This is a genomic window from Microbacterium sp. Clip185 (genome assembly GCF_028743715.1).
Lineage (GTDB): Bacteria > Actinomycetota > Actinomycetes > Actinomycetales > Microbacteriaceae > Microbacterium.
In genome coordinates this window covers 2,295,601-2,320,300 of the sequence record NZ_CP117996.1, presented here as the reverse complement: position 1 = coordinate 2,320,300, position 24,700 = coordinate 2,295,601, and the positions used below count along the sequence as shown (strand labels likewise).

Below are 24,700 nucleotides of genomic sequence, written 5' to 3'. Positions count from 1 at the left end.
GAGACTCGTATGGCCCAGGGCACCGTCAAATGGTTCAACGCCGAGAAGGGGTATGGATTCATCACCTCCGGCGACGGTGAGGACGTCTTCGTCCACTACTCGAACATCGACATGACCGGATTCCGCGTCCTCGAAGAAGGGCAGGCCGTGGAGTTCACGGTCGGCAGCGGACAGAAGGGTCCGCAGGCCGAGTCGGTTCGCATCGTCGCCTGAGACCCCATCGCGTGAGACCCCCGAGCACCCGCGGGTGCCCGGGGGTCTCGCCGTGTGCGCCGTGCACTCGCGGCACCTTCGCGGCGGCTTGCACTCCCCGGGGGCGAGTGCCAGAATGGATTAGCACTCGATATCACTGAGTGCTAAAGACGCAAGCCAACGTCCGGGAGGGACGAGACACACATGGCAAAGATCATCGCTTTCGATGAGGAGGCCCGTCGTGGCCTCGAGCGCGGCCTGAACATCCTGGCCGACGCCGTCAAGGTGACCCTGGGTCCCCGTGGCCGCAACGTCGTCCTCGAGAAGAAGTGGGGCGCACCCACGATCACGAACGACGGTGTCTCCATCGCCAAGGAGATCGAGCTCGACGACCCGTACGAGAAGATCGGCGCGGAGCTCGTCAAGGAGGTCGCGAAGAAGACCGATGACGTCGCCGGTGACGGAACCACGACGGCAACGGTCCTCGCACAGGCGCTCGTGCGCGAGGGGCTGCGCAACGTCGCCGCCGGTGCCGACCCCATCTCGCTCAAGAAGGGCATCGAGAAGGCTGTCGCCGCGGTGACCGAGGCGCTGCTGGCCGACGCCAAGGAGATCGAGTCCAAGGAGCAGATCGCCGCCACCGCGTCGATCTCCGCCGCTGACCCCGCGATCGGTGAGCTCATCGCCGAGGCGATCGACAAGGTCGGCAAGGAGGGCGTGGTCACCGTCGAGGAGTCCAACACCTTCGGCACCGAGCTCGAGCTCACCGAGGGTATGCGCTTCGACAAGGGCTACCTGAACCCCTACTTCGTGACCGACCCGGAGCGTCAGGAAGCGGTCTTCGAAGACCCCTACATCCTGATCGCCAACCAGAAGATCTCGAACATCAAGGATCTCCTGCCGATCGTCGACAAGGTGATCCAGGACGGCAAGGAGCTCCTCATCATCGCCGAGGACGTCGAGGGCGAAGCTCTCGCGACCCTGGTGCTGAACAAGATCCGCGGCATCTTCAAGTCGGCCGCCGTCAAGGCTCCCGGCTTCGGCGACCGCCGCAAGGCCCAGCTGCAGGACATCGCGATCCTCACGGGTGGACAGGTCATCACCGAGGAGGTCGGTCTCAAGCTCGAGAACGCCACCCTCGACCTGCTCGGCCGTGCCCGCAAGGTCATCATCACCAAGGATGAGACCACGATCGTCGAGGGTGCCGGCGACTCCGCTCAGATCGAGGGTCGCGTGACCCAGATCCGTCGCGAGATCGACAACACGGACAGCGACTACGACCGCGAGAAGCTCCAGGAGCGCCTCGCCAAGCTCGCCGGCGGCGTCGCCGTCATCAAGGCGGGCGCGGCCACCGAGGTCGAGCTCAAGGAGCGCAAGCACCGCATCGAGGACGCCGTCCGCAACGCCAAGGCAGCGGTCGAGGAGGGTGTGGTCGCCGGTGGTGGCGTCGCGCTCATCCAGGCCGGCAAGACCGCGTTCCAGGGTCTGACGCTGTCGGGCGACGAGGCGACGGGTGCGAACATCGTCCGTGTCGCCATCGAGGCTCCGCTGAAGCAGATCGCCCTCAACGCCGGTCTCGAGCCCGGTGTCGTCGCCAACAAGGTGGCGGACCTGCCCGTCGGTCACGGTCTGAACGCCGCGACCGGTGAGTACGGCGACCTCTTCGCGCAGGGCATCATCGACCCCGCCAAGGTCACCCGCTCGGCGCTGCAGAACGCCGCGTCGATCGCCGGTCTGTTCCTGACCACCGAGGCCGTCGTCGCCGACAAGCCGGAGAAGGCTGCCGCCGCTCCCGCTGACCCGTCGGGCGGCATGGACTTCTGAGTCCAGACCTCACGAACGGATGCCCCGGCCCCGCAAGGGACCGGGGCATCCGCCGTATCCGGTGGGGGGACCGGAGCTCTCAGCGGAACAGCGTCATGTTGGCCTGTTCTGCCTCTGTGTAGTGCTGCGCGGCCACACCGAGCGCCACGTGGATGCTCGCGAGGGCGTCCTCCACGGTGCGCTGGGCGGCACGCCACTGCTCGATCGTGCCCTGGAACATGCCGGATGCGGCGCCGGTCCACGAGCTCTGGAGCGCGCCGAGCTGCGCGAGCAGCGCTGTGGACTCTCCCTGCAGCCGGTCGATGGTGCCACGGATCGTGATGGTCGCTGCAGCGACTTGGTCGCTGTCTACGGCGAAGGTCGCCATGGGAGCCCCTCTCTGTCGGAGACTCCGACGCTAGAGACCACGCGCGATGGGCCGACTCATAGCCGTCCCGGATGGGGACTGCGCGCCGGCGCTCGTCGACTGGGGAGATCAGGACAGCGGAAGATCCGGCAGCCGCTCCAGCGGCTGCGTGTCGATCAGCAGGTGTGCGGACGCATCCTGATCGACGGCGAGGGGGAGCGAGACCCGGAAGGTCGCGCCGCCGCCCTCGGAGTCGCGCACCTCGACGGTGCCTTGCAGCGACTCCACGATGGAGGCGACGATCGACAGACCGAGCCCCGATCCGCCCGTCTCCCGGGCGCGCGAGGTGTCGGCGCGCCAGAACCGCTGGAAGATCTGCGTGCGGATCTGCTCCGGAATACCTTCGCCGTGATCGATCACGTCGATCCACCCCATGCGGGTCTCGAGATCCGTGCCCACGCGCAGCTCGATGGGGGAGTCCGGCGCGGAGAAGCGCTGCGCGTTGCCCAGCAGGTTCGCGACGACCTGACGGATGCGGTTCTCCTCGCCCATGACGACCGGCGGCATCATCGGCGTGCGCGGATGGAAGGCCACCGGCAGCGGATGCACCTCACCGGTGTCGCCACCGCCGTCGCGCGAGCGTCGTCGCAGGCGCGCAGCCAGGGTGATCGCGGCCGTGGGAACGGCGCCGCGCCGCCGCGGCGGCACATCTGCGGGTGCCTGCCGTGAGGCCGAGACCGGGGGCGTCCGCAAGGGCGCGGGGGCGGCCGAGGTCGTGTCGATCACGCTGACCGTGCGCTGCGGGGCCGAGGCTCCGACATCCAGTGCCGCGTCGCGGGCGATGGGACGCAGATCGACGGGGGAGAGCACGAGGTCGCGCTTCTCGTCGAGGCGTGCGAGGGCCAGGAGATCCTCGACCATGGAGGTCATGCGCATGGCCTCCTTCTCGATGCGCTCCATGGCCTGCGCGGTGGCGTCCGCATCCGGGATTGCGCCCATCCGGTAGAGCTCCGCGTAGCCGCGCACGGTCACGAGAGGCGTGCGCAGCTCGTGACTCGCATCGCCGATGAACCGGCGCATCTGGCGCACGGTGGCGTCGCGCTGCGAGATCGCGGCGTCGACGCGGCCGAGCATCGTGTTGATGGCCCGCTTGAGGCGGCCGACCTCGGTGGTGTCGGGCTCGATGTCGGTCATCCGCTGACTGAAATCGCCGCCGGCGATCGCGTCGGCCGTGCGCTCCACCTGCCCGAGGCTGCGGAAGGTGAGGGTCACGACCCAACGCACGAGGAAGGCGCTCGCGATCACGATGACCAGCGCCAGAATCGCGTAGATCCCGAGATAGGTGGCGACGATCCGCTCCGTCGGCCCGGTGGGCACCGCCACCAGCTGCACGACGGTCGCGTTGGTGCCCTCGACGGGCGTCACGATCACCGTGGCGCGGAAGTGCGAGTTGTCGCTGCCGTCGAGGGTTGTGACGGTGTCCTGGTCGATGTAGGCGCGGTCACAGGGGTATGTCTCGGGAAGCACCGGCGTCGTGGACGCATCCTGGCCGCCCGCGACCGCGAGCCGCGTGCCCTGCGCCGTGCAGGCGTAGAGCGCCACCGTGTAAGGGGTGCCGCCGGCTTCATCCCGCGGCGCGAACTCGAGATTGCCGTCGGAGTCGATCGTGGCTTCCACCAGCGCGCTCGCGATCGCCGACTGGGCGACCTGCTTGAGGTTCTGGTCGAGGTTCGTCAGCAGCGTCGTGCGCAGGAACACCATGGTTCCCAGGCCCGCCGCGAGCAGCCCGACGACGAGGACCGCCACGGTCACGCCGGTCACCTTCGCGCGCAGGCTGATCCCGCGCCACCAGCGCGTGACGCTGTCGCTCTCGGTGCCCAGGGCGCGCTCCGGTGTCAGGACTTGGTCTTCAGCATGTAGCCGAAGCCGCGCTTGGTCTGGATGAGAGGCTCGGAGGAGTGCGGGTCGATCTTGCGACGCAGGTACGAGATGTAGCTCTCGACGATGCCCGCGTCGCCGTTGAAGTCGTACTCCCAGACGTGATCGAGGATCTGCGCCTTGGACAGCACCCGGTTCGGGTTGAGCATGAGGTAGCGCAGCAGCTTGAACTCGGTGGGGCTCAGCTCGATCTGCGCGTCACCCACGTACACGTCGTGGGTGTCCTGGTCCATGGTGATCTCGCCCGCACGGATGACGGACTCCTCGTCCGCCTGCATCGTGCGGCGCAGGATCGCCTGGATGCGGGCGACGATCTCATCGAGCGAGAACGGCTTGGTGACGTAGTCGTCGCCACCGGCGTTCAGCCCGGTGATCTTGTCCTCCGTGTCGTCCTTCGCGGTGAGGAACAGGATCGGAGCGGTGTATCCGGCCTCGCGGAGGCGCTTGGTCACGCTGAAGCCGTTCATGTCGGGCAGCATGACGTCGAGCACGATGAGATCCGGCTCCTCCTCGAGGACGGCCGAGATCGTCTGTGCCCCGTTGGAGACGGCGCGAACCTGGAAACCGGCGAACTTCAGACTCGTGATGAGCAGGTCGCGGATGTTCGGTTCGTCGTCGACGACGAGGATGCGCGGTGCGGTCATAGGCCCATTATGGTGACCGATTCGGTGGGATGGCTGGATGCGGGCCTTCCCGGCGGGTCAGCGCGTTGCGGCCAGCAGGTCGTCCGCATCCAGGATGGTGTAGCTGTAGCCCTGCTCGGCGAGGAAGCGCTGACGGTTCTGCGCGAAGTCCTGATCGACGGTGTCGCGGGCGATGAGCGTGTAGAAGCTGGCCGTGTGGCCGTTGCTCTTGGGTCGCAGCAGCCGCCCGAGACGCTGCGCCTCCTCCTGGCGGGACCCGAACGAACCCGACACCTGGATGGCCACGGATGCGTCCGGCAGGTCGACCGAGAAGTTGGCGACCTTGGAGACCACGAGCAACGGCACCGTGCCCTCGCGGAAGGCCTGATAGAGCTGCTCGCGCTCGTCGACCGGTGTCGCGCCGGTGATCTTCGGGGCGCCGAGCGCCTCGGCGATGATGTCGATCTGGTCGAGGTACTGGCCGATCACGAGGATCTGTTCGTCGCTGTGGCGCGCGGCGAGGGCGCGCACGACGTCGATCTTCGCCGGTGCCGTGGCGGCCAGGCGGTAACGGTCCTCATCGACGGCTGCGGCGTACTCGAGCCGTTCGTCGGCGGGCAGGTCGACGCGCACCTCGAAGCAGGCGGCGGGGGAGATGAAGCCCTGAGCCTCGATCTCTTTCCAGGGTGCGTCGAAGCGCTTGGGGCCGATGAGGCTGAAGACGTCGCCCTCGCGCCCGTCTTCGCGTACGAGCGTCGCGGTGAGGCCGAGGCGGCGCCGAGCCTGCAGATCGGCGGTCAGCTTGAACACGGGCGCCGGCAGCAAATGAACCTCGTCGTAGACCACGAGACCCCAGTCCAGCGCATCGAGCAGCGCGAGGTGTGCGTACTCGCCCTTCCGCTTCGCGGTGAGGATCTGATAGGTCGCGATCGTGACGGGCTTGACCTCTTTGACCTGACCCGAGTACTCGCCGATCTCCTCGGGGGCGAGCGTCGTGCGCTTGAGCAGCTCGTCGCGCCACTGGCGCGCGCTGACGGCGTTGGTCACGAGGATGAGCGTCGTCGTCTTGGTGTCGGCCATCGCGGCCGCCCCCACGAGCGTCTTGCCCGCGCCGCAGGGGAGCACGACGACACCGGAGCCGCCTTCCGTGAAGATGTCGACGGCCTGGCGCTGGTAGGGACGCAGCGACCAGTCCGTCTCCTCGAGGTCGATCGGATGCGGGGTGCCAGGGGTATAGCCGGCCAGGTCTTCGGCGGGCCAGCCGATCTTCAGCAGCTCCTGCTTGATCTGACCGCGCGCCCAGGCGTCGATCACGTGCACGCCGGGAGACGGGTGCGCGATGAGCAGCGGCTGAATGCGCTTGTTGCGCGAGACCTCGGCCAGCACGGCCGCATCCGTCGAGCGCAGCAGAAGCGCGTCGTCGTCGTCGCCGTACGGACCGCGCTCGATCACGAGCCGCCCGTAGCGGCCGACGGTCTCTCGGATGTCGGTGGCGACCGACGGCGGTACCGGGAAGCGCGACCAGCGGTCGAGGGTGTCGAGCATGTCCTCCGCGTCATGGCCGGCCGCGCGGGCGTTCCACAGTCCGAGGCGCGTGATGCGGTAGGTGTGGATGTGCTCGGGAGCACGCTCGAGCTCTGCGAAGACCGCCAGCTCGTGCCGCGCGTTCTCCGACTCGGGGTGGGCGACTTCGAGCAGAACCGTGCGATCGCTCTGGACGATCAGGGGGCCGTCGGACATAACCGTCGAGTTTACCGGCGCGGCAGCGGATGAGGGTCGGCTCGCCGTCAGCGCGGGCTCACCGAGACGATGCTCGTCATCGGCAGGGTGCGCTCGACGTCGGCGGCGCGGTCGAGTCCGCGAAGCCGGCCGCCGCCCAGGCCCGTCGCCTCGAGCGCGAACACCCGCGTCGAGCCGTCCGGCAGGCTCACGGTGACGTCGATCGTCGCGCGGGCGCGCACGGCCTGTTCGAGCTCCCGCTCGAGCCACGCGGCATCCGCGTCACCGGACTGCGCGCCGCGCAGTGACGCGATGAGGGCTCCGTACTGCTCGCGCGGGGGCGGCTCGGACGCGGCCTGTCGTGCGGATCGGCGCACGACACGCTCGAGTCGGTCGTTCTCGTCGACGGCGACCACGGGGTAGCGCGCGTCGACGAGTGACCAGTACACGGCATCCCGCCCGGCGCGGGAGACGAGTGCGCCCTCATGCTCCACCAGACCGACGGGGCGCAACGACTGATCGACCGCGATGGTCGCGAGCAGCTGCGGTGACGAGCTGCGCACCACCGTGCGGCCGGTGGCCGCATCCGTGCCGACGCGGATCGCGCCGTGGCGTGCGGCGGTCGCGTCGATGAGATATGCCAGGGGCTGCGGGATTCCGGTGAGCGAGACGTCGGTCAGGAAGGCGTGCACCGACTCTGCGCTCTCTCCGCCGCTCATCGCGGTCGTCAACGACTCGGCGGTGAAGCGATAGGTCGAGGCTTGCGCCCGGGTCTCGCGAGTCGCCATCCGGCGCAGCCGCTGCTCGAGCCTCGGCGCGAGAGGGCCGGGAGAGATCGCCGACAGATCGGCCTGCAGGTAGATCTTGTCGACCTCCGGCGGCAGCGCCGCGGTCAGCGTTCCGGTGTCCACGTCTCCCGTGCTCGAGAGCTGGGCCGTCCAGGGGAGCAGGCCGTCCTCGGCCAGGACGCCCCACAGCACGCCCCGGCGCACCAGAGCGGCAGCCTGCTCGGGCCACTCCGCATCGAGCCGGTAGACGCCCGGCCACGCCGAAGGCGGCAGGAAGCCCCCCTCGGGAGTACGCAGCGCCTCGGGGAGGGCGCGTACGTACGCTGACGCGACCACGCCCCACCGTTCACTCGTGCTCGCGTCGAGCCAGTCGGCTGCCGCATCCGTCGCCTGCCAGCTGCGATCCTCGTCGCTGAGCAACCCCGCGTCGGCTCCGAGAAGAAGGAGATCCTCGAGCTGCTCCGCCGAGGCGACCGCGCCGTCGTCGATGAGCCGACGGCGTTCGGTCGCGCTGACAGCCCCGGCGCCCGTGCGCGACAGCGGGGCGGTTGCGGCTGCGATCAGTATGTCGGCGAGCGAGGCGACCTGCTCGAAGGCGCGCTCTGCGGCCGCCGCGACCGTCTGGGGATCTGCGGCGGCGAGAGGCGCCACCTCGGGCGAGGCGAACGCCTCGGAGCCGGCCCGTTCGGTCAGACGCGAGCGCACCGCCTGGAACGGAACGCCGTCGGCATCGAGCAGGGCGCGGGCTGCGAGCATCGGTCGCAGGTCAGGAGCGACCGGCCCCGTCTGCGCCGAGGCCAGCGCGGCGAGCTCGGGAGCGGCCAGCCGCGTCAGGGCGCGATCGACGCTGGCATCGCTGAGAAGCGTCGCCGCGACGTCGAAGAAGTCCTGCGCGGGAGTCGACGGCGGGAGCTTGCGGGCGGCGAAGAGCTGGGCCAGCTCCTCGTCGCCGGACGCGGCAAGCAGCGACGCCAGCGCGCGTTCGTCCGAGGGGCCCGCCACCGTCACCCGGCTCGGTTCGCCCGAGCCCTTCTGATGAAGGCCCGGATGATGACGGTGAGCATGAGCACGAAGGCCAGCGGGGGTGCGATGTACACGATGGCGCTCACGGCCGGCCAGATGCCCGTGCCGTAGTCCTCGTGGGTGAGGCCCATCGCCGTGCTGATCATGATCGACAAGAACGACAGCACCGAGAGCGCGAGCAGCCCCAGCGCCATGAACGCGAGGATGCGGTCGAGGCGGCTAACCGGGAGGTCGCTGTCGGGCGTGGGCTTGCTCATCCGCATCAGCCTATCGCCTCGGCGGGGGTGTCGTAGGCTGGAACCAGGGGATCTTCCGATCCGCGTTCCGTCGCGCCCGCGAACGCTTTCCGGGCGCAGAGCAGCAGCGAGGTGTCCATGCCCACCGGCAAGGTCAGGTTCTACGACGAGGAGAAGGGGTTCGGCTTCATCTCCTCGGATGACGGTCAGGACGTCTTTCTTCACGCCACGGCTCTCCCGCAGGGCACGACCTCGGTCAAGCCCGGCACGCGGCTGGAGTTCGGCGTGGCCGACGGCAAGCGCGGACTGCAGGCGCTGTCGGTGCGGGTGCTGGATGCCCCCGTCAGCCTGGCGAAGCGTGCGCGCAAGCCCGCTGACGACATGGCGATCATCCTCGAAGACCTCGTGAAGCTGCTCGACGGGATCGGCGGCGACCTGCGCCGCGGGCGCTACCCCTCGTCGTCGCACTCCAAGAAGATCGCCGCGGTGCTGCGCAAGGTAGCCGATGACCTCGACGCCTGAGTCCGGCGCAGAGCCGGTCTCTGACGAGGCCGTCGACGCGGAGCTCGTCGCGCAGGCCGACGAGGCAGTGGTGACGGAGGTGGCGGCAGAGGAAGCCGCCATCGCCGATGCCGGCGTCGACGCGATGGACGCTGAGACGGAAGCCGACCTCGAGCCCCGTGAGCCGGATGCCGAGCTTCTCGCCGCTCACGAGCTGGCGCTGTCCGCGCTCCACGAGATCACCAAGCCGCAGACCGTCGGGCCTGCGGCCGGATACACGCTCGAGCCCGATGGCGTCGTCTCGCTCCGCTTCGAGAACCGCCTGGCGGGATACCCGGGCTGGTACTGGACGGTCTCACTGGCGCGCGTCGAGGGAGCCGAGCCTACGGTCCTCGAGGTCGAACTGCTGCCCGGCGACGGCGCCCTGCTCGCGCCCGAATGGGTGCCGTGGGCCACGCGACTGGCGGAGTACCACGCCCAGCAGGCCGCGGCGGCGGAGGCGGCCGCCGAGGCTGAGGACGATGAGGACGACTCCGAGGATGACGAGTCGGACGAAGACACGGACGATCTCGACGACTCCGAGGACGAGGACGAGGACGACGAGGCTGAGGGCGGCGGAGAGTCGATCCTGCACGCGGGTGACGTCGACGGCGTCGACATCGACGAGCTCGATGACGACTACGACGACGACCCCGACGAGGACGACGAGGAAGACTCCGACGAGGACGACGACTCCGACGAGGAGTGAGTCCGGCCCGGGCAACGCCCACTGAGCATCCGTTCGCCGGGTGAGCATCACATCGAGTGCTCACCCGGCGAACGTGTACTCACCCGGTGGGGGCGCGAAGCCCCGTCCGGGTCAGAGGTGCTCGAGGGTGTAGTCGATGCTCCGGGTCAGCTGGCGCACGTCGTCGGGATCGATCGAGGTGAACGTCGCCACCCGCAGCTGATTGCGTCCGAGCTTGCGGTACGGCTCCGTGTCGACGATGCCGTTCGCGCGCAGGCTCGCAGCGACCGCGGCCGCATCCACGCTCTCGTCGAAGTCGATCGTGACGACCACGGGGGAGCGGTCGGCGACCTCGACGACGAAGGGCGTCGCGACGCTCGACGCCTCGGCCCAGTCGTAGAGCACCTGCGATGATTCGGAAGTGCGCGCCGCCGCCCAACTCAGGCCGCCGCTGGCGTTGATCCAGCGCACCTGCTCGTCGATCAGCACCAGCGTCGACAGCGCCGGGGTGTTCAGCGTCTGCTGCAGGCGGGAGTTGTCGAGCGCGTTCTTCAGGCTGAGGAACTCCGGGATGTAGCGACCGGATGCGGCGATGCGCTCGATGCGCTCGATCGCCGCGGGTGAGACCGCCGCGAAGAACAGACCGCCGTCGGAGCCGAGGTTCTTCTGCGGGGCGAAGTAATAGACATCGGTCTCCGCGACGTCGAAGTCGATGCCGCCCGCGGCGCTCGTCGCGTCGATGACCGTCAGCGCACCGGCATCCCCGGCGACACGGGCGATGCGCGTGGCGACACCGGTCGAGGTCTCGTTGTGCGGCCAGGCGTAGACGTCGACGCCCTCCACAGCCTCGGGAGAGGTGCTCGTGCCGGGTTCGGCCTTGCGGACGTCGGGCGCCTGCAGCCACGGTGCGGCAGCGGCAGCGGCGAACTTGCCGCCGAACTCGCCGAACACCAGGTTCTGTGCGCGGTTCTCGATGAGGCCGAACGCGGCCGCATCCCAGAAGGCAGTCGATCCGCCGTTGCCGACGACGATCTCGTAGCCCTCGGGCAGACGCAGCAGCGCCGCCAAGCCCTCCCGCACGCTCGCGACGAGGTTCTTCACGGGAGCCTGGCGGTGCGAGGTGCCCAGCAGCGACGAACCGCGCTCGGCCAGAGCAGCGACCTGCTCCGGGCGGATCTTCGAGGGGCCGCATCCGAAGCGGCCGTCGGCGGGCAGGATCTCGCGAGGGAGCACGACGTGGGACATGGCTCGATTCTAGGGGCGTGCGGGTCGCCGACCGCCGTGACCATCGTCACGTTGGATAGGCTCTCCTCGGGCCCCCTATGACTTCGAGGACACGTTCATGACCGACCTGATCGACACGACAGAGATGTATCTGCGTACCATCCTCGAGCTCGAGGAGGAGAACATCGTTCCCCTGCGTGCGCGCATCAGCGAACGACTCGGTCACTCCGGTCCGACCGTCTCCCAGACCGTCGGCCGGATGGAGCGCGACGGGCTCGTGGTCGTCTCCGACGACCGCTCCTTGGAGCTCACCGGTGCCGGCCGGCAGAAGGCCGTCGACGTCATGCGCAAGCACCGCCTCGCCGAGCGGCTGCTCAGCGACGTGATCGGGCTCGACTGGGCGTACGTCCACGAGGAGGCCTGCCGTTGGGAGCACGTCATGAGCGAGCAGGTCGAGCGCCGGCTCGTCGAGCTGCTCGGACACCCCACGGAGTCGCCCTACGGCAACCCCATCCCCGGCCTCGACCAGCTCGGCGACCTGCCGAGCTCCACGTTCGAAGAGGGCGTGGTGGGTCTGGTCCGCAAGCTCGATGCCGAGGGCGGCCCGATCACCGGCACCGTGCGTCGCCTCGCCGAGCCCGCGCAGGTCGATCCCGAGCTCCTGCAGCAGCTGCGCGCCGCCGGCGTCGTCCCTGGCGCAGCCGGAACTTTCCAGTACAACGAGGGCTACGTCCTCGTGCAGATGGACGGATCCGACGAGGGCCTGGAGCTTCCGGTCGAGGTCGCCGGCCACATCTTCCTCGTCGCCGACGCCCGCTGAGAGCGGTTCTCCCCAGCCCGTCGGAGCATTGATCCGGCCCTCGCCAGCGTGACTTATTCGTTACCTTCCGGTAGCCTCGGACAGTCCGCAGGTGAGAAGCCCACCGATGGATCCCGCACGGATTGCCTCTCCGGCTCGTCGTCCGTGTGGTGCAACCCGCATATCGTGCCCCGACATCGAGTGCCGACGAGCCAGCGCTGTGAGCGCGGAGGCGCCGGAGGATGATTTGGCTGAACAGAACGACGATTCGTCGGTAGGCGCGCCCGAGGCCGCCGCGAATCCCGTGACCAGTCGCCGCAGCATGCGCGAACTGGCCCGCACCGCCCAGGGTCAGGTGACCCGCACCAAGACCGCTGTCGCCCGCGCCGCGCGCCCGGCCCGCACCGGCAGCAGCTTCCGCAAGCCCCTGCGCAGCATCGTGACCCTCAGCATGGTCGGCGGCCTCGTCGTGGCCGTCGGTCTTCCCGCCTACGCCGCCTTCAACGGCGGCGCGGATGCGGCCACGATCGAACAGGTGGCGGCAGAGAACCCGCAGTCGCTCGTCGTGGCCTCCACGGTGACCTCGGCAGATCTCGACCGCGGCAGCTACGCGGCGACCACGCCCGAAGAGATCGAGAAGAAGAAGGCCGCCGAAGCCGCCGCCGCGCGCATCGCCGCCGCCGGTTCCGCCGCCTCGTTCTCCGCCGCCAACGTCGACCTGAACATGGTGGCCCCCGGCAGCGGGGCCGTGCGCTGGCCTCTGGACATGTCGCAGATCCGCGTCGGCCGCGGATTCGGCGCCGACGGCTATCACCAGGGCGTCGATCTGCTGGGCGCCGCGGGCACCCCCGAGTTCGCCGCTGCGGCCGGAACCGTGCGCGTCGCCGGCTGGTACTACGGCTACGGATACGCGGTCGTGCTCGACAGCGTGATCAACGGTCAGAGCGTCACCACTCTGTACGGCCACATGACCCAGACTCTGGTGAACCCTGGCGACTACGTCGAGGCCGGTCAGATCATCGGCCTGATGGGAAGCACCGGCTCCTCCACCGCCAACCACCTCCACTTCGAGGTGCGCATCGGCGGCGGCCTGGTCGACCCCTATGCCTGGCTCCAGGCCAACGCGGGCTGACCCCGACACGATTCCGAGAGTTCATCAAACACGCGTCCCGGGCGCGTCGCGGTGGGCTACCCTGAGGGCACGACGCTGAGAGAAGCGGAGGGCGCCGATGGGCAGTTCACCACGCATCCGAACCATGGATGCGCTCGGTCTGCTCGTCCTTCGGCATCACGTGACCGACACTCACGGGTTTCCCGTGTGTTCAAGGCGCTGTCCATGAGACAGCGCCTTTTTTCATGCCTCCGCAACCCCGATGCGTCCATCGAATCGAATATCCGCGAAGCCGTCCGGGCCATTCGAGAGGACAGGGAATGCGCACACTGGTGTTGAACGCCGGCTACGAGCCGCTGGCCGTCGTCTCCTTCAAGCGAGCACTCGTGCTCGTCATGAACGAGAAGGCGACCATCGTCGAACGCGTCGAGGACGTGCCCATCTGGGGTACGACGCAGATCTACGACCGGCCCGCGGTCATCATCCTCACCCGCTACGTGCGCATACCCAATGTGCGCAACGTGCCGGTCACCCGCCGAGGCGTGCTGCGCCGCGACGGACACCGTTGCGGGTACTGCGGGAAGGCCGCATCCACCATCGACCATGTGCTGCCGCGTTCGCGCGGAGGGCGCGACACCTGGCAGAACCTGGTGGCGTGCTGTCTGCGCTGCAACAACGTGAAGGGTGATCGCACGCCGCAGGAGATGTCGTGGACGTTGCGGCTCGTGCCCGACGTGCCGCACGGTTCGGGTTGGAGCGTGCGCGGAACCGAGCGGGCTGACCCCCGGTGGGAGCCCTATCTGGCGCTCGCCGCCTGAGCAGTCCTAGCGCTCGAGCCGCTCGCTCCAGTGCTGCAGGGTGCGGGCGAGTTGCTCCGCATCCGGCGCGTCCAGCATCCGGACCAGTCGGTGCTCGTTGGCGATGTGTGCGGTGAAGGCGTCGTCGATCAGCGCGCGCCCGGCATCCGTCAGCCGGACCAGGCGGCGCCGGCCGTCGGCGTCGGACCCTGAGCGTGTGACGAGGCCCCGCTTGACGAGGCGGTCGACGCGCTTGGTGAGCCCGCCCGAGGTGACCATCGTGTGCTCGGCGAGTTCACCCGCCGGCCGGCTGTAGGGCGCGCCCGCCCGCCGGAGTGAGGCGAGCAGGTCGAATTCCGCTTCGGTGAGCCCGAAGCGGGCGTAGACCGCGGTGAGCTCGCGGGTGAGGGCCATGCCCACGCGGTGGATGCGGCCGATCACGCCCTGGGGGGAGGGATCGAGATCGGGACGCTCGCGGCGCCAATCGTCCTGGATGCGGCTGACGCGATCCTCGGTTCCGGTCATGCGATCACAATATCTTCCGCGGAAGGTAGTATTTCCTTCCATGGAAGATAAATGGCGACGATGGGTCCTCATCACCGCGATCGCGCCGATCGCGTGGGGAAGCACCTACGTGGTGACTCGGCATCTGCTGCCGCCCGATGTGCCGCTGTGGGGTGCTGTCATCCGATGCCTGCCCGCCGGGCTGCTCGTGCTGCTGTTCGCCCGCCGCCTTCCGCGCGGCTCGTGGTGGTGGCGATCGCTACTGCTGGGAGTGCTGAATGTCGGCGGCTTCAGCGTGCTGATCTACATCGTCGGCCAGCGGCTTCCGTCGAGCCTGGCGGCGACCCTCATGTCCACCTCCGCGGCATGCATCATGCTCTTCGCCTGGGCGCTGCTGGGGCAGCGGCCGCGTGTCGCCGCCGCCCTGGGCGCGGCTGTCGGGATCGCGGGTGTCGTGCTCATGCTCGGTGTCGGCGCGGGGTCGGTCGATCCGTGGGGCATCGCCGCCTCGTTGGGGGCGATGGTCGCTTCCTCCTTCGGCTTCGTCCTCACCTCCCGCTGGGGGCAGGAGGTGCCCGCGCTCGCGATGACGTCGTGGCAGCTCCTAGCGGGCTCCGTCGTTCTCGTGCCCGTCGCGCTGGTCCTCGAGGGGCCGCCCCCGCAACTCACCCCCGAGGGCGTCGTCGGGTTCGCCTACGTCATGCTGATCGGCACCGCGGTGGCCTACGCGGCCTGGTTCGCCGGTCTTCAGCGGCTGCCCGCCGCCGCGGTCGGCCTCGTCGGGCTGCTGAACCCGGTCACCGGCGTCGTGCTGGGGGTCGTATTGGCCGGGGAGACGTTCGGCCTCGCGCAGATGATCGGGCTCGCCTTGGTGCTCGGTGGCGTGGTGTGGGGCGTGCTGCCGCATCGCCGCCGCGCGCCGCGGCAGGAATCGATTGCTGGTCGGCAGCCGGGTGAGGCGGCGGAGCCGGTATCGCGTGGTGGGATGAAGGCATGACGCGCGCGCTCGTGGTGATCGACATGCAGAAGGGGTTCGACGACCTGGAGTTCTGGGGGCCGACGGCGAATCCGCAGTGCGAGCAGAACGTCGCCGCGCTGTTGCGGTACGCCGAGATCGAGGGTGTCCCGGTCGTCGTGGTCCGTCACGACTCCCGCAGCGAAACCTCTGTGCTGCATCCGTCCGCTGCCGGCAATGCGCTCGTCGATGTCGTCGACCGCGCCGCGGCTGCACTGCTGATCACCAAGAGCGTGAACTCCGCGTTCTACGGTGACCCCGACCTGCACGCCTGGTTGCAGGAGCAGGGGATAGGGGAGCTGCTGATCTGCGGTATTCAGACCAACATGTGCGTCGAGACGACGGCGCGCATGGCGGGCAATCTCGGATACGACACCACGGTGGTGTGGGATGCGACCCGCACCTTCGATCTCGATGCCGAGATCAGCGGTATAGGTCGTGTGACGCGCACGGCGGCGGAGATCATGGCCACCTCTGCTCTGGTGTTGCAGGAAGGCGGGTTCGCCCGCATCCGGACGACGGCCGAGATCGTCGGATCCGAGCGACGTGTGCACGATCGATCGCTGAGGTGATGTCCCTGGCGGCACGTAGGGTGCCGCCAGCCCCACTCCTCGTGCAGACGTCGCGGGTCTGCTCCCGAAGAGGATGTCCGAACTCGTTCGTATCTTCGAATCTGACATTGAAGAACTAGAACATCCGTTCTAGCCTGTCGGAGTGAAGGTGATCGTGCGAGAAGACGCCGTGGGTGAGGTCCATCGCCTCCGCGCGCAGCTCGAGCGCGTTCAGGGCCGGCGGATGGATGCGGCCGTGCGACCGGTGCATCCGGCGCTGGCGGAGCTCCTTCCGGGTGGGGGGCTTCGTGCCGGCTCCGCATACACGGTGGCCCCCTCCACCTCGCTGCTGCTCTCGCTGCTCGCCCGCCCCTCCCGCGAGGGGGCGTGGTGCGCGGCAGTGGGGATGCCGGAGCTGGGCGCCGAGGCGGCGGCGGGGTTGGGTGTGGCGCTCGAGCGCCTCGTCCTCGTCCCCGAGCCCGGCCCGCGCTGGCTGGCCGTGGCCGCCACCCTCGCCGAGGTCATGCCGGTGGTCGCCGTGCGGCCTGCGGGAGCGGTGTCGGATGCCGAAGCCTCCCGCTTCATGGCGCGACTGCGAGACCGCGGTGCGAGCCTTCTGGTGCAGGGAGTCTGGCCGCAGGCGGAGGCTGCGCTGCAGATCGTCGATTCACAGTGGGACGGACTCGGCGACGGCTACGGCTATCTGTCGTCGCGCACGGTGACGATCGCCGTGCAGTCGCGCCGCTCTCCCGTGCCCCGGCGCGCGCGACTCATGCTCCCCGATCGCGACGGCGCCCTCACCGCCGTCGCCCCTGCCGCTCCCGTGCCCATGAGGGCGGTGGGCTAGATGCCCGTGCGCACCCTCGTCGTCTGGATCCCGGACTGGCCGGTGGTCGCTTTCGCACGCGAGAGCGGCGAGGAGGCGGAGGCGGTCGCCGTCGTCGAGAAGAACGTCGTGGTCGCCTGCTCCGCCGCGGCCCGCGCCGAGGGGGTGCGTCGTGGCCAGCGTCGCCGCGACGCGCAGGGCGCCTGTCCTCGCCTGCGGATCGTGGCGATGGATGCAGCGCGAGACCACCGCGCCTTCGCGCCGCTCGTGGCGGCGATCGAACGTCTCGCGCCGCACGTGCAGATCATCCGCCCGGGGCTCTGCGCGCTGAAGGCACGGGGGCCCGCCCGCTATTACGGCGGCGAGGAGGAAGCGGCGAACGTCCTGCGTGCGGCGCTGCACGAGGCGGGTGTGAGGGATGTCCGCATCGGCATCGCCGACGGCCCCTTCACGGCCGAGCAGGCAGCCCGTGCCGCAACGACCGCCGAGGCGCCGGTGCGGTGCGTGCCTCCGGGTCTTTCAGGACCCTTCCTCGCGCCCCTGCCCGCCACCCTGCTGCACGACGCCGGGGCCGAGACCTCGCTCGCCTCGCTGCTGGCGCGACTGGGCATCCACACGCTGGGCGCGTTCGCCGAGCTGCCGACCGACGGCATCCGCGATCGCCTCGGCGAGCAGGGAGTGCGGCTTCAGGCGCTCGCCGCAGGAGCGGACTCCCGCACGGTGACCCCCCGCGACGTCCCGCCCGAGCTCGATCGCGAGGTCGTGTTCGAGCCGCCCGTCGAACTCGCCGAGCAGGCGGCCTTCGGGATGCGGATGGCGGCGGAGGAGTTCATCGCGCGTCTCGACGAGCTGAGGCTCGTGTGCACCGAGCTACGTGTGGAGCTCGAGTCCGAGCGGGGAGAGCGCAGTGAACGGGTCTGGCTGCATCCGGGAACCTTCGATGCGGCGGCGGTCGTCGACCGGGTGCGCTGGCAGCTCGCCGAGCAGCAGGAGTTGCGCAGTCCCGTGGCGCGCGTGCGCATCTCACCCGAAGCCGTCGACGAACAGGCTCACCACGTCCCGGGGCTGTTCGGACGGGGAGAGCGCGAGAAGGTGCACCATGCCCTCTCGCGGGTGCAGGCGATGCTCGGGCATCGGAGCGTTCTGACGCCGGTGATCGCCGGCGGGCGCTGGCTCGACGAACGTCAGGTGATGGTGCCCTGGGGTGACCGCGCCGTCGCTCCGCGCGACGCGTCGCTGCCCTGGCCGGGGTCGCTGCCGGCGCCGCTGCCGACCACGGTGTTCCCCGAGCCTCGTCCGGCCGAGGTGCGGGATGCCCAGGGCACCCGCATCCTCGTCGACGAGCGCGGGGCGCTGTCGGGCACGCCCGCCGACATCGCCGTCGGGGGAGCCCGGCGCGGGGTGCTCTCGTGGGCGGGGCCGTGGACCGTCATCGAACGGGAGTGGGATGCGGCCCGCCGCCGGGTTGCGCACCGGTTCCAGATCGTCGACGCCGCCCAGGTCGCCTGGTTGCTCGTGCACGAGGACGCCCGCTGGAGCGTCGAGGCGAGGTACGACTGATGGGCTGGCACAACCCGCCCGTCCCGTGGTCGGAGCTCGAACGCGCCCTCAGCGATGCGCGGCGACCCAGGCCTGTTCCTGCCGGGGCGGACGGCGGCGACAGTCCGGCGTGGTCGCACAAGCGCGGCCCCTATGTGCCGCCGGTGATCGAGCGCCCCGAACAGGTGGTGCCCTACGCCGAGCTGCACGCGCACTCGTCGTACTCGTTCCTCGACGGGGCGTCCTCGCCCGAGGAGCTCGTGGAGCAGGCGGAGCGACTGGGTCTGCATGCGCTGGCCGTCACCGACCACGACGGCTTCTACGGCTCGGTGCGTTTCGCGGAGGCGGCGGAGCCCCGCCGGCTGCGGACGGTGTTCGGTGCCGAGCTGTCACTCGATCTGCCCGCGCCGCAGAAGGGGCGCCCCGATCCGGTCGGGCGCCACCTGCTGGTGCTCGCCCGCGGGCAGGAGGGGTACCACCGTCTCGCCGGTGCGCTCACCCGCGCCCAGCTGCGGGGCGCCGAGAAGGGGCGACCGGTGTACGACGTGACCGAGCTCGCCGAGCAGTCCGGCGGCCCGCGGGATCCGCAGTGGGCCGTGTTCACCGGATGCCGCAAGGGCGCCGTGCGTCAGGCGCTCACCCTCGAGGGGCCGGCGGGGGCGGCGCGCGAACTCGACCTGCTCGTCGACCTGTTCGGGCGGGATGCGGTGCAGGTCGAGCTCATCGATCACGGGGATCCGAGAGACACCCAGAGCAACGACGTCCTCGCCGCCCTTGCCGCAGAACGCGGGCTGCCCGTCGTTGCTACCGGCAACGTGCACTACGCGGTGCCCGAGCGCAGGCTCCTGGCGGCGGCGATCGCCGCCGTGCGGGCGAATCGCAGCATGGATGAGCTCGACGGGTGGCTCCCCGCGCACGGGGGAGCGTTCCTGCGCTCGGGGGCCGAGATGGCGGCCCGCTTCGCCCGGTACCCCGGCGCGGTCGCGCGCAGCGTCGCACTCGCCGACGAGCTGGCGTTCCCGCTGCGCAAGGCCGCACCCGCGCTGCCCAAGCTCCCCGTTCCCGAGGGGCACACGCCCATGTCGTGGCTGCGGCAACTGGTGTGGGATGCGGTGCCGCGCAACTATCCGAACCTCACCGAAGACCAGCGCCGGCGCATCGAGCGCGAGCTCGAGGTCATTGAGATGAAGGACTTTCCGGGCTACTTCCTGATCGTCTACGGCATCGTGCAGGAGGCCCGGCGGCGCGGCATCCTCTGCCAGGGTCGCGGTTCGGCGGCCAACAGTGCTGTCTGCTATCTGCTCGACATCACGGCGGTCGATGCGATCGCCTACAACCTGCCCTTCGAGCGGTTCCTGTCGAGCCTGCGCGACGAGGAGCCCGACATCGACGTGGACTTCGACTCCGACCGTCGCGAGGAGATCATCCAGTGGGTCTACCAGCAGTACGGGCGTGAGCGCGCGGCGCAGGTGGCCAACGTCATCCAGTACCGCCCCAAGAACGCCGTGCGCGACATGGCGCGGGCACTCGGATTCTCACCCGGACAGCAGGATGCCTGGTCGAAGCAGGTCGAGCGCTGGGGTGCGTCGCTCGAGAGCGCCCCTGACCACGACATCCCGGATCAGGTCGTGGCCTATGCGACCGAGCTGCTCAAGGCGCCGCGCCACCTCGGCATCCACTCCGGCGGCATGGTGCTCACCGAGCGGCCTGTGGGCGAGGTCGTGCCGATCGAGCACGCTCGGATGCCGGGGCGCACCGTCATCCAGTGGGACAAGGACGACGCCGCGTGGATGGGGCTGGTCAAGTTCGACCTGCTCGGGCTCGGAATGCTGTCCGCTCTCCAGTACTGCTTCGATCTGATCCATGCGGCGACAGGGGAGACGTGGGAGCTGCGCTCCCTGCCGAAGGAGGAGGCTGCGGTCTACGACATGCTGTGCCGTGCCGATTCGATCGGCGTGTTCCAGGTCGAGTCGCGCGCGCAGATGGGACTGCTGCCGCGCCTGCAGCCCCGGGCCTTCTACGACCTCGTGATCGAGATCGCGCTCGTGAGGCCCGGTCCGATCCAGGGCGGGGCGGTGCATCCGTTCGTGCGGCGCAAGCTCGGCCACGAAGAGGTGACGTATCCGCATCCGGATCTCATCCCGGTGCTCGAGCGCACCAAGGGGATCCCCGTCTTCCAGGAGCAGTTGATGCAGATGGCGATGGTCGTGGGCGATCTCTCCGGAGAGGACGCCGACCTCATGCGTCGTGCGATGGGGTCCAAGCGCGGTCAGGAACGTATCGACTCGCTTAAAGAGAAGCTCTACGCCGGCATGGCGCGCCACGGCCTTATCGGCGAGGACGCGGATGCGATCTACCGCAAGATCCAGGCGTTCGCGAACTTCGGGTTCGCCGAGTCGCACTCGCTCTCGTTCGGCCTGCTGGTCTACGCGAGCTCATGGATCAAATTGCACTACCCGGCGGCGTTCCTCGCGGGGCTGCTGCGGGCGCAGCCCATGGGCTTCTACTCGCCTGCCACGCTGACCGCGGATGCCCGGCGCCACGGTGTCGAGGTGCGCCGGCCCGACGTGCAGCTCTCCGGTGCCCAGGCCGGACTCGAGCCGGTCGGTGAGAGCACGGTGCCGACAGGGATGGACGCGTGCCGCGGCCCGCAACCGCCTGTGGGGCCCTTCGACGCGGCGGCTCCCGACGAGTCCGCCGCTCATCGCCGCGACGGCGCGTTCGCGGTACGGCTGGGGCTCGGCGCGGTGACCGGTATCGGGGGGAAGGTCGCCGCACGCATCGTTGCCGAGCGCGACGCGGAGGGGCCGTTTCGCGACATGCGCGATCTGGTGCGCCGGTGCGACCTGACCGTGGCGCAACTGGAGGCGCTGGCCACGGCCGGCGCCTTCGACTGCTTCGGGTTGACCCGCCGTGAGGCGATCTGGTCCGCCGGCACCGCCGCGCAGGACAGGGCGGAGTTCCTCCCCGACACCGTCATGGCGGTGCAGCCGCCGTTGTTCCCCGACCCGTCGAGCTACGAGACGCTCGCGGCCGATCTCTGGGCGACGGGCATCTCCACCGACGATCATCCGTTGACCCACTACCGCTCCGCGCTGGACGCGCGAGGAGTGTTGACCTCGCGCGAGATGCGCGCCCACGAGTCGGGGCGGCGCATCGAAGTCGCAGGCCTCGTGACCCACCGGCAGCGGCCGGCGACCGCATCCGGGATCACCTTCCTCAACCTCGAAGACGAGCACGGGCTGGTGAACGTGATCTGCTCGACCGGCGTGTGGAACCGATACCGACGCATCGTGCGCGACTCGCCGGCGCTGATCGTGCGCGGGATGCTGGAGCGTTCGGTGGAGGGGGTCACCAACCTCGTCGCGGATGCCTTCGAAGATCTCCGCGTCGGGATCTCGCACCGTTCGCGCGACTTCCAGTGACACGGCAAAGGCCCCCGGGCGAACCCGGGGGCCTTTGGGCGGGGTCTCAGCCCCGGACGCCGAGGGCGAAACGGACGGAGCCGTCATCGCTGACCTCGGCATCGAGCACCCTGTCATCGAGGGCATCCGTCGCACCGGAGTCCACGAAGACGCGAGCACCCGACGTCTCCACCACCGCATCCTGCGGCTCGGGGGCGGCAGCGAGTGCGAGCTCGAATCCGGTCTCGGTGCCGGTGTCGCGAATGCGCAGCCCGCCACCTTCCGCCGGGATCTGGGACGAGATCGTCTTGACCGCCGAAGCAGCGTTCTCCGTCAGAGTGAGCATGGTGCTCCCTTCCATCGATGTCTGCGGACCGGCCACGATTCCGAGAATCCAGAGCGGAATCAACCCCTGCACGCGGATCGGATCGAACTCACACGAGGTTCACCGGGAACTTTTCAGGACGTGAGCTGCTGGTCGGTGTTCGAGTAGCTGATCGAATCCGCCGTCGCACCCACGAGGCCTAGTGTGACGCGCAGAAGCGTCGGGGTGATCCCGTCGCGCGGCGGTGGAGTCTCGGCGCCCAGCGTGTACGACGTGCCGTCGGCGCCGGTGGCGGTGAGGGAGTTCAGGTACACCGAGACATCGCCCGAGAGGGTCATGGTGTCCGCCGTGGTCACCAGCGCAGGGCCGTCGGCGTGCCCCACGGTCAGAGCGAAGTCGGTGATCGTGATGCTGTCCGCGCTGATCTTGAGGGCGTGCGTCCGGGTGCCGTCGGCGAGGGGCACGGTCACGAGCGAGATGCTCTTGAGCCCGCCGATCGACAGGCCGTCCGACCCCAGCTGCGCCGGCGGCTGGGTGAACACGGGCGCTGTCTCATCCGGGACGGCCTCGACGGGCGCCTGCGGCTCGGCGGGTGTCTGCGGCTCGGTGGGGGCCTGCGGCGTCGCTGACGCGCCCGGGGTGGGGCTCTGCCCGCCGAGGTCAGGGGGGCCTGGCAGGCCGGGCACGGATGACTCGCTCGGCGAGGGGGTGGACGACGGTGTCGGGGTGGGGTCGTCGCACGACATGAACAGCGGGATGCACCACGCCGTGGGCCGCTCGGTTGGAGCAGCGGCGGCACCCGTGGTTGCAAGCAGCGCGCCCACCACGGCGACGGGCAGCAGGCGGCGGATCATGCGGTCTCCTTCTCGCCGTTGGTTCGCACCTCCCGCTCCTCGCCCGGTGCGAGCGCGGATGCGGCCTCACCCGGCCGCGGCGCCCACGAGACGACCGTGATGCCGCCGACGCAGCCCAGCAGCATCCCGACGATGAATCCGCCGAGGTTCACGCCGACGATCGAGTACACGGCCAGGCCCAGAGTGATCACGCCGTAGAAGATGCGGTGGGCCGGCATGAAGATCGACAGGGCGCCGAGCAGGACAAGGGCCAGCGGCACGATGGTCGCCTGTAGACCCTCGATGCCGAGCTGGATGTGCAGCTTGCCGAAGTCGAGCTGGCTCGACAGGAACATCACCAGACCTGCGACGATGACGATCACGCCGCCGACGAACGGCCGTTGCGTGCGCCAGGCGCGCCAGCGCGACGGCTCCTTCTCGGACTCCTGTTCGGTCGTCTCGCGCTCGGCGAGGGAGCGACGCGTGGCGTTCAGAAGCATGTCTTCGTTCCGTCGGTCAGCTCAAGCTTCATCCCCGTCAGGGTGAAGGTCGACGCCTGCGTGCTCCACGAGTTCTGCTGGAGGTTCGCGATGCTCACCGAGTCGGCGTCCTGCGCGAAGTCGCCCGCGGATCCCTTCGCCGCGGTGTTGACGGTGGACGCATCCACGCCGATGCGGATGTTGCCGAAGGATGAGTCGCCGCGCAGGCCCGTCATGCCGATCTGCAGGTTCGTGGCGCTCGCCGGGTTTCCGCCGCCGCCGGCGGTGATCAGCACGCCGACCTTGCCGAGCGGGGTGTCCGACACGACGGACTGGCACAGATCCGCCAGCGTCGCCGAGGCGATGTTGGCGATCGCGACGGAGTGCTGGTTGCCGGCGGTGTCCTGCGTGACGCCGGCGTACTGAGAGAAACCGGTGCCCTCGAGTTGAGAGGCGCTGATCTGGAACTCGCTGCCGGACACCGCGAACGAGACCGGGACGGCGCCCTGGGCGACGCCGCCGAACAGCAGACTGGATGCGGCCACGACGGGGATGGTGGCCAGGACGACACGACCGGTGCGCGAGCGCACCATGTTGGGGAACTTCATCGATCCTCCGGGGGTGAGGGGACGGCGACGATGCCGTCGGTGAGCGAGCCTAGACCTCGTTGACGAAGTGTCAATAGTGTGAGAGCGGGTATGAGAGGACTCTCACCCCGGGCGAGGTCGACCTCTCGCCTAGGCTCTGGCTATGGGGAGTGAGCGGCGCACCAGGCTGAGTCCGGAGCAGCGTCGCGCGCAACTGGTCGCCCTCGGCGTCGCGTTCCTCGCGGACAGGCCGCTCGACGACCTGACGATCGAGGAGCTGTCGGATCGGGCGCAGGTCTCGCGTGCGCTGATCTTCCACTACTTCGGCTCGCGGCAGGGCCTTCATCAGGCGGTGGTCGCGCGTGCGGGTGATGCGCTTTTGGAGGCGACCCACCCGCGTGACGAGCTGGCCGCGGTGGAGCGGCTGCGCGACACCCTCCGCCGCATCGCGCTCTTCGTGCGTGAGAACCGCGGCACCTTCTTCTCGCTCGTGCGCGGCGTCGCCAGCGGTGACCCCGAGGTGCGGGTGGTCGTGGATCGCGCCCGGGATGCCAACGCACAACGCCTGCGCGAGGTGTTCGCCGAGTTGGGAGTTCCCGCCAGCCCGCTGCTCGACGTCGCTCTGCGGTCGTGGGTGGCGTTCGCCGAAGAAGTGCTGATCGAGCTGGCCGTGGATGACGACGTCGACATCGACGACATCGTGGGCTTCCTCGAGCGCAGCGTGCAGGGTGTCGTCTCCGCTGTGACTCTTTGACACACGTCGGGGGCCCGTTCGTCAATCGTCTTAGC

General features: G+C 69.5%; 25 protein-coding genes. 13 read left to right on the top strand and 12 right to left on the bottom strand.

Translation table 11 applies throughout. The features are described 5' to 3' along the window. The first annotated feature begins 9 nt into the window (after positions 1–9). Both PQV94_RS11285 and groL read left to right on the top strand, forming a co-directional pair. Positions 10–213, top strand: a complete 204-nt coding sequence (locus tag PQV94_RS11285) for a cold-shock protein (RefSeq protein WP_137417657.1) — start codon at positions 10–12, stop codon at positions 211–213. A 183-nt stretch (positions 214–396) separates the two neighbouring features. Next, entirely contained in the window at positions 397–2,016 is a 1,620-nt protein-coding gene (groL, locus tag PQV94_RS11280; protein WP_274285917.1) for a chaperonin GroEL, read from the top strand. 79 nt (positions 2,017–2,095) lie between these two features. On the opposite strand, the gene PQV94_RS11275 is transcribed toward groL, so the two are convergent. The 6 genes from PQV94_RS11275 to PQV94_RS11250 all read right to left on the bottom strand — a co-directional run bounded on the left by PQV94_RS11275 (position 2,096) and on the right by PQV94_RS11250 (position 8,710). Further along, complete coding sequence (locus PQV94_RS11275) at positions 2,096–2,383, bottom strand: WXG100 family type VII secretion target (RefSeq protein WP_274285916.1); 288 nt, start codon at positions 2,381–2,383, stop codon at positions 2,096–2,098. Positions 2,384–2,491: 108 nt separating this feature from the next. After that, positions 2,492–4,174: a sensor histidine kinase gene (locus tag PQV94_RS11270; protein ID WP_274285915.1), complete on the bottom strand. Its 1,683-nt coding sequence runs from the start codon at positions 4,172–4,174 to the stop codon at positions 2,492–2,494. Positions 4,175–4,257: 83 nt separating this feature from the next. After that, positions 4,258–4,944 (bottom strand): response regulator transcription factor, encoded by a 687-nt coding sequence (locus PQV94_RS11265; protein ID WP_137417653.1) that lies wholly within the window; start codon positions 4,942–4,944, stop codon positions 4,258–4,260. Positions 4,945–5,001: 57 nt separating this feature from the next. Continuing rightward, positions 5,002–6,663 carry a DNA repair helicase XPB gene (locus PQV94_RS11260; protein ID WP_274285914.1) on the bottom strand — a complete coding sequence of 554 codons (1,662 nt, stop codon included), beginning with the start codon at positions 6,661–6,663 and terminating at the stop codon, positions 5,002–5,004. Positions 6,664–6,710: 47 nt separating this feature from the next. Then, positions 6,711–8,438, bottom strand: a complete 1,728-nt coding sequence (locus PQV94_RS11255; protein WP_274285913.1) for a helicase-associated domain-containing protein — start codon at positions 8,436–8,438, stop codon at positions 6,711–6,713. Further along, positions 8,435–8,710 carry a multidrug ABC transporter ATPase gene (locus tag PQV94_RS11250; RefSeq protein WP_274285912.1) on the bottom strand — a complete coding sequence of 92 codons (276 nt, stop codon included), beginning with the start codon at positions 8,708–8,710 and terminating at the stop codon, positions 8,435–8,437. Before PQV94_RS11250 ends, PQV94_RS11255 begins: the two co-directional genes overlap by 4 nt. 117 nt (positions 8,711–8,827) lie before the next feature. Between PQV94_RS11250 and PQV94_RS11245 the strand changes: the two genes are divergently transcribed. Beyond that, positions 8,828–9,211, top strand: a complete 384-nt coding sequence (locus tag PQV94_RS11245) for a cold-shock protein (RefSeq protein ID WP_137419171.1) — start codon at positions 8,828–8,830, stop codon at positions 9,209–9,211. Beyond that, positions 9,195–9,938 carry a DUF3027 domain-containing protein gene (locus PQV94_RS11240; RefSeq protein WP_337994357.1) on the top strand — a complete coding sequence of 248 codons (744 nt, stop codon included), beginning with the start codon at positions 9,195–9,197 and terminating at the stop codon, positions 9,936–9,938. The genes PQV94_RS11245 and PQV94_RS11240 overlap by 17 nt, the downstream gene beginning before the upstream one ends. Before the next feature lie 111 nt (positions 9,939–10,049). Here PQV94_RS11240 and serC read toward each other — a convergent pair whose 3' ends face one another. Next, the gene (gene serC / locus PQV94_RS11235; RefSeq protein WP_274285911.1) at positions 10,050–11,162 is read right to left on the bottom strand and encodes a phosphoserine transaminase; all 1,113 of its coding nucleotides are present in this window, start codon (positions 11,160–11,162) and stop codon (positions 10,050–10,052) included. 97 nt (positions 11,163–11,259) lie between these two features. On the opposite strand from serC, the gene PQV94_RS11230 reads away from it, so the two are divergent. From PQV94_RS11230 to PQV94_RS11220, 3 genes are all read left to right on the top strand, one after another. Next, the gene (locus PQV94_RS11230; protein WP_274285910.1) at positions 11,260–11,961 is read left to right on the top strand and encodes a metal-dependent transcriptional regulator; all 702 of its coding nucleotides are present in this window, start codon (positions 11,260–11,262) and stop codon (positions 11,959–11,961) included. A 226-nt stretch (positions 11,962–12,187) separates the two neighbouring features. After that, entirely contained in the window at positions 12,188–13,072 is an 885-nt protein-coding gene (locus PQV94_RS11225) for a M23 family metallopeptidase (protein ID WP_274285909.1), read from the top strand. A gap of 299 nt (positions 13,073–13,371) precedes the next feature. Further along, positions 13,372–13,869, top strand: coding sequence for an HNH endonuclease (locus tag PQV94_RS11220; RefSeq protein ID WP_274285908.1), 498 nt, complete (start codon positions 13,372–13,374; stop codon positions 13,867–13,869). A gap of 6 nt (positions 13,870–13,875) precedes the next feature. Here the strand turns inward: PQV94_RS11220 and PQV94_RS11215 are convergent, their stop codons facing one another. Continuing rightward, complete coding sequence (locus PQV94_RS11215) at positions 13,876–14,373, bottom strand: MarR family winged helix-turn-helix transcriptional regulator (RefSeq protein WP_274285907.1); 498 nt, start codon at positions 14,371–14,373, stop codon at positions 13,876–13,878. Positions 14,374–14,413: 40 nt separating this feature from the next. Between PQV94_RS11215 and PQV94_RS11210 the strand changes: the two genes are divergently transcribed. The 5 genes from PQV94_RS11210 (at position 14,414) to PQV94_RS11190 (ending at position 21,708) form a co-directional block, all read left to right on the top strand. Next, on the top strand, positions 14,414–15,349 hold the full coding sequence (locus PQV94_RS11210; RefSeq protein WP_274285906.1) for a DMT family transporter: 936 nt from the start codon (positions 14,414–14,416) through the stop codon (positions 15,347–15,349). Then, entirely contained in the window at positions 15,346–15,939 is a 594-nt protein-coding gene (locus PQV94_RS11205; protein ID WP_274285905.1) for a cysteine hydrolase family protein, read from the top strand. Before PQV94_RS11210 ends, PQV94_RS11205 begins: the two co-directional genes overlap by 4 nt. A gap of 142 nt (positions 15,940–16,081) precedes the next feature. Further along, the gene (locus tag PQV94_RS11200; RefSeq protein ID WP_274285904.1) at positions 16,082–16,765 is read left to right on the top strand and encodes a hypothetical protein; all 684 of its coding nucleotides are present in this window, start codon (positions 16,082–16,084) and stop codon (positions 16,763–16,765) included. Next, positions 16,766–18,304, top strand: coding sequence for a Y-family DNA polymerase (locus PQV94_RS11195; RefSeq protein WP_274285903.1), 1,539 nt, complete (start codon positions 16,766–16,768; stop codon positions 18,302–18,304). It abuts the gene before it with no gap. After that, positions 18,304–21,708 carry an error-prone DNA polymerase gene (locus PQV94_RS11190; RefSeq protein WP_274285902.1) on the top strand — a complete coding sequence of 1,135 codons (3,405 nt, stop codon included), beginning with the start codon at positions 18,304–18,306 and terminating at the stop codon, positions 21,706–21,708. The genes PQV94_RS11195 and PQV94_RS11190 overlap by 1 nt, the downstream gene beginning before the upstream one ends. Before the next feature lie 46 nt (positions 21,709–21,754). Here the strand turns inward: PQV94_RS11190 and PQV94_RS11185 are convergent, their stop codons facing one another. From PQV94_RS11185 to PQV94_RS11170, 4 genes are all read right to left on the bottom strand, one after another. Beyond that, entirely contained in the window at positions 21,755–22,033 is a 279-nt protein-coding gene (locus tag PQV94_RS11185) for a Fe-S cluster assembly protein HesB (protein ID WP_274285901.1), read from the bottom strand. Positions 22,034–22,146: 113 nt separating this feature from the next. Beyond that, the gene (locus PQV94_RS11180; protein ID WP_274285900.1) at positions 22,147–22,866 is read right to left on the bottom strand and encodes a hypothetical protein; all 720 of its coding nucleotides are present in this window, start codon (positions 22,864–22,866) and stop codon (positions 22,147–22,149) included. After that, positions 22,863–23,345 (bottom strand): DUF6114 domain-containing protein, encoded by a 483-nt coding sequence (locus PQV94_RS11175; RefSeq protein WP_274285899.1) that lies wholly within the window; start codon positions 23,343–23,345, stop codon positions 22,863–22,865. Before PQV94_RS11175 ends, PQV94_RS11180 begins: the two co-directional genes overlap by 4 nt. Further along, complete coding sequence (locus PQV94_RS11170) at positions 23,336–23,932, bottom strand: DUF6230 family protein (protein ID WP_274285898.1); 597 nt, start codon at positions 23,930–23,932, stop codon at positions 23,336–23,338. Before PQV94_RS11170 ends, PQV94_RS11175 begins: the two co-directional genes overlap by 10 nt. Positions 23,933–24,074: 142 nt before the next feature. Here PQV94_RS11170 and PQV94_RS11165 point away from each other — a divergent pair, with 142 nt between their 5' ends. Continuing rightward, a complete protein-coding gene (locus PQV94_RS11165) occupies positions 24,075–24,665 on the top strand; it encodes a TetR/AcrR family transcriptional regulator (RefSeq protein ID WP_274285897.1) in 591 nt (196 codons plus the stop codon). Positions 24,666–24,700: the final 35 nt, after the last annotated feature.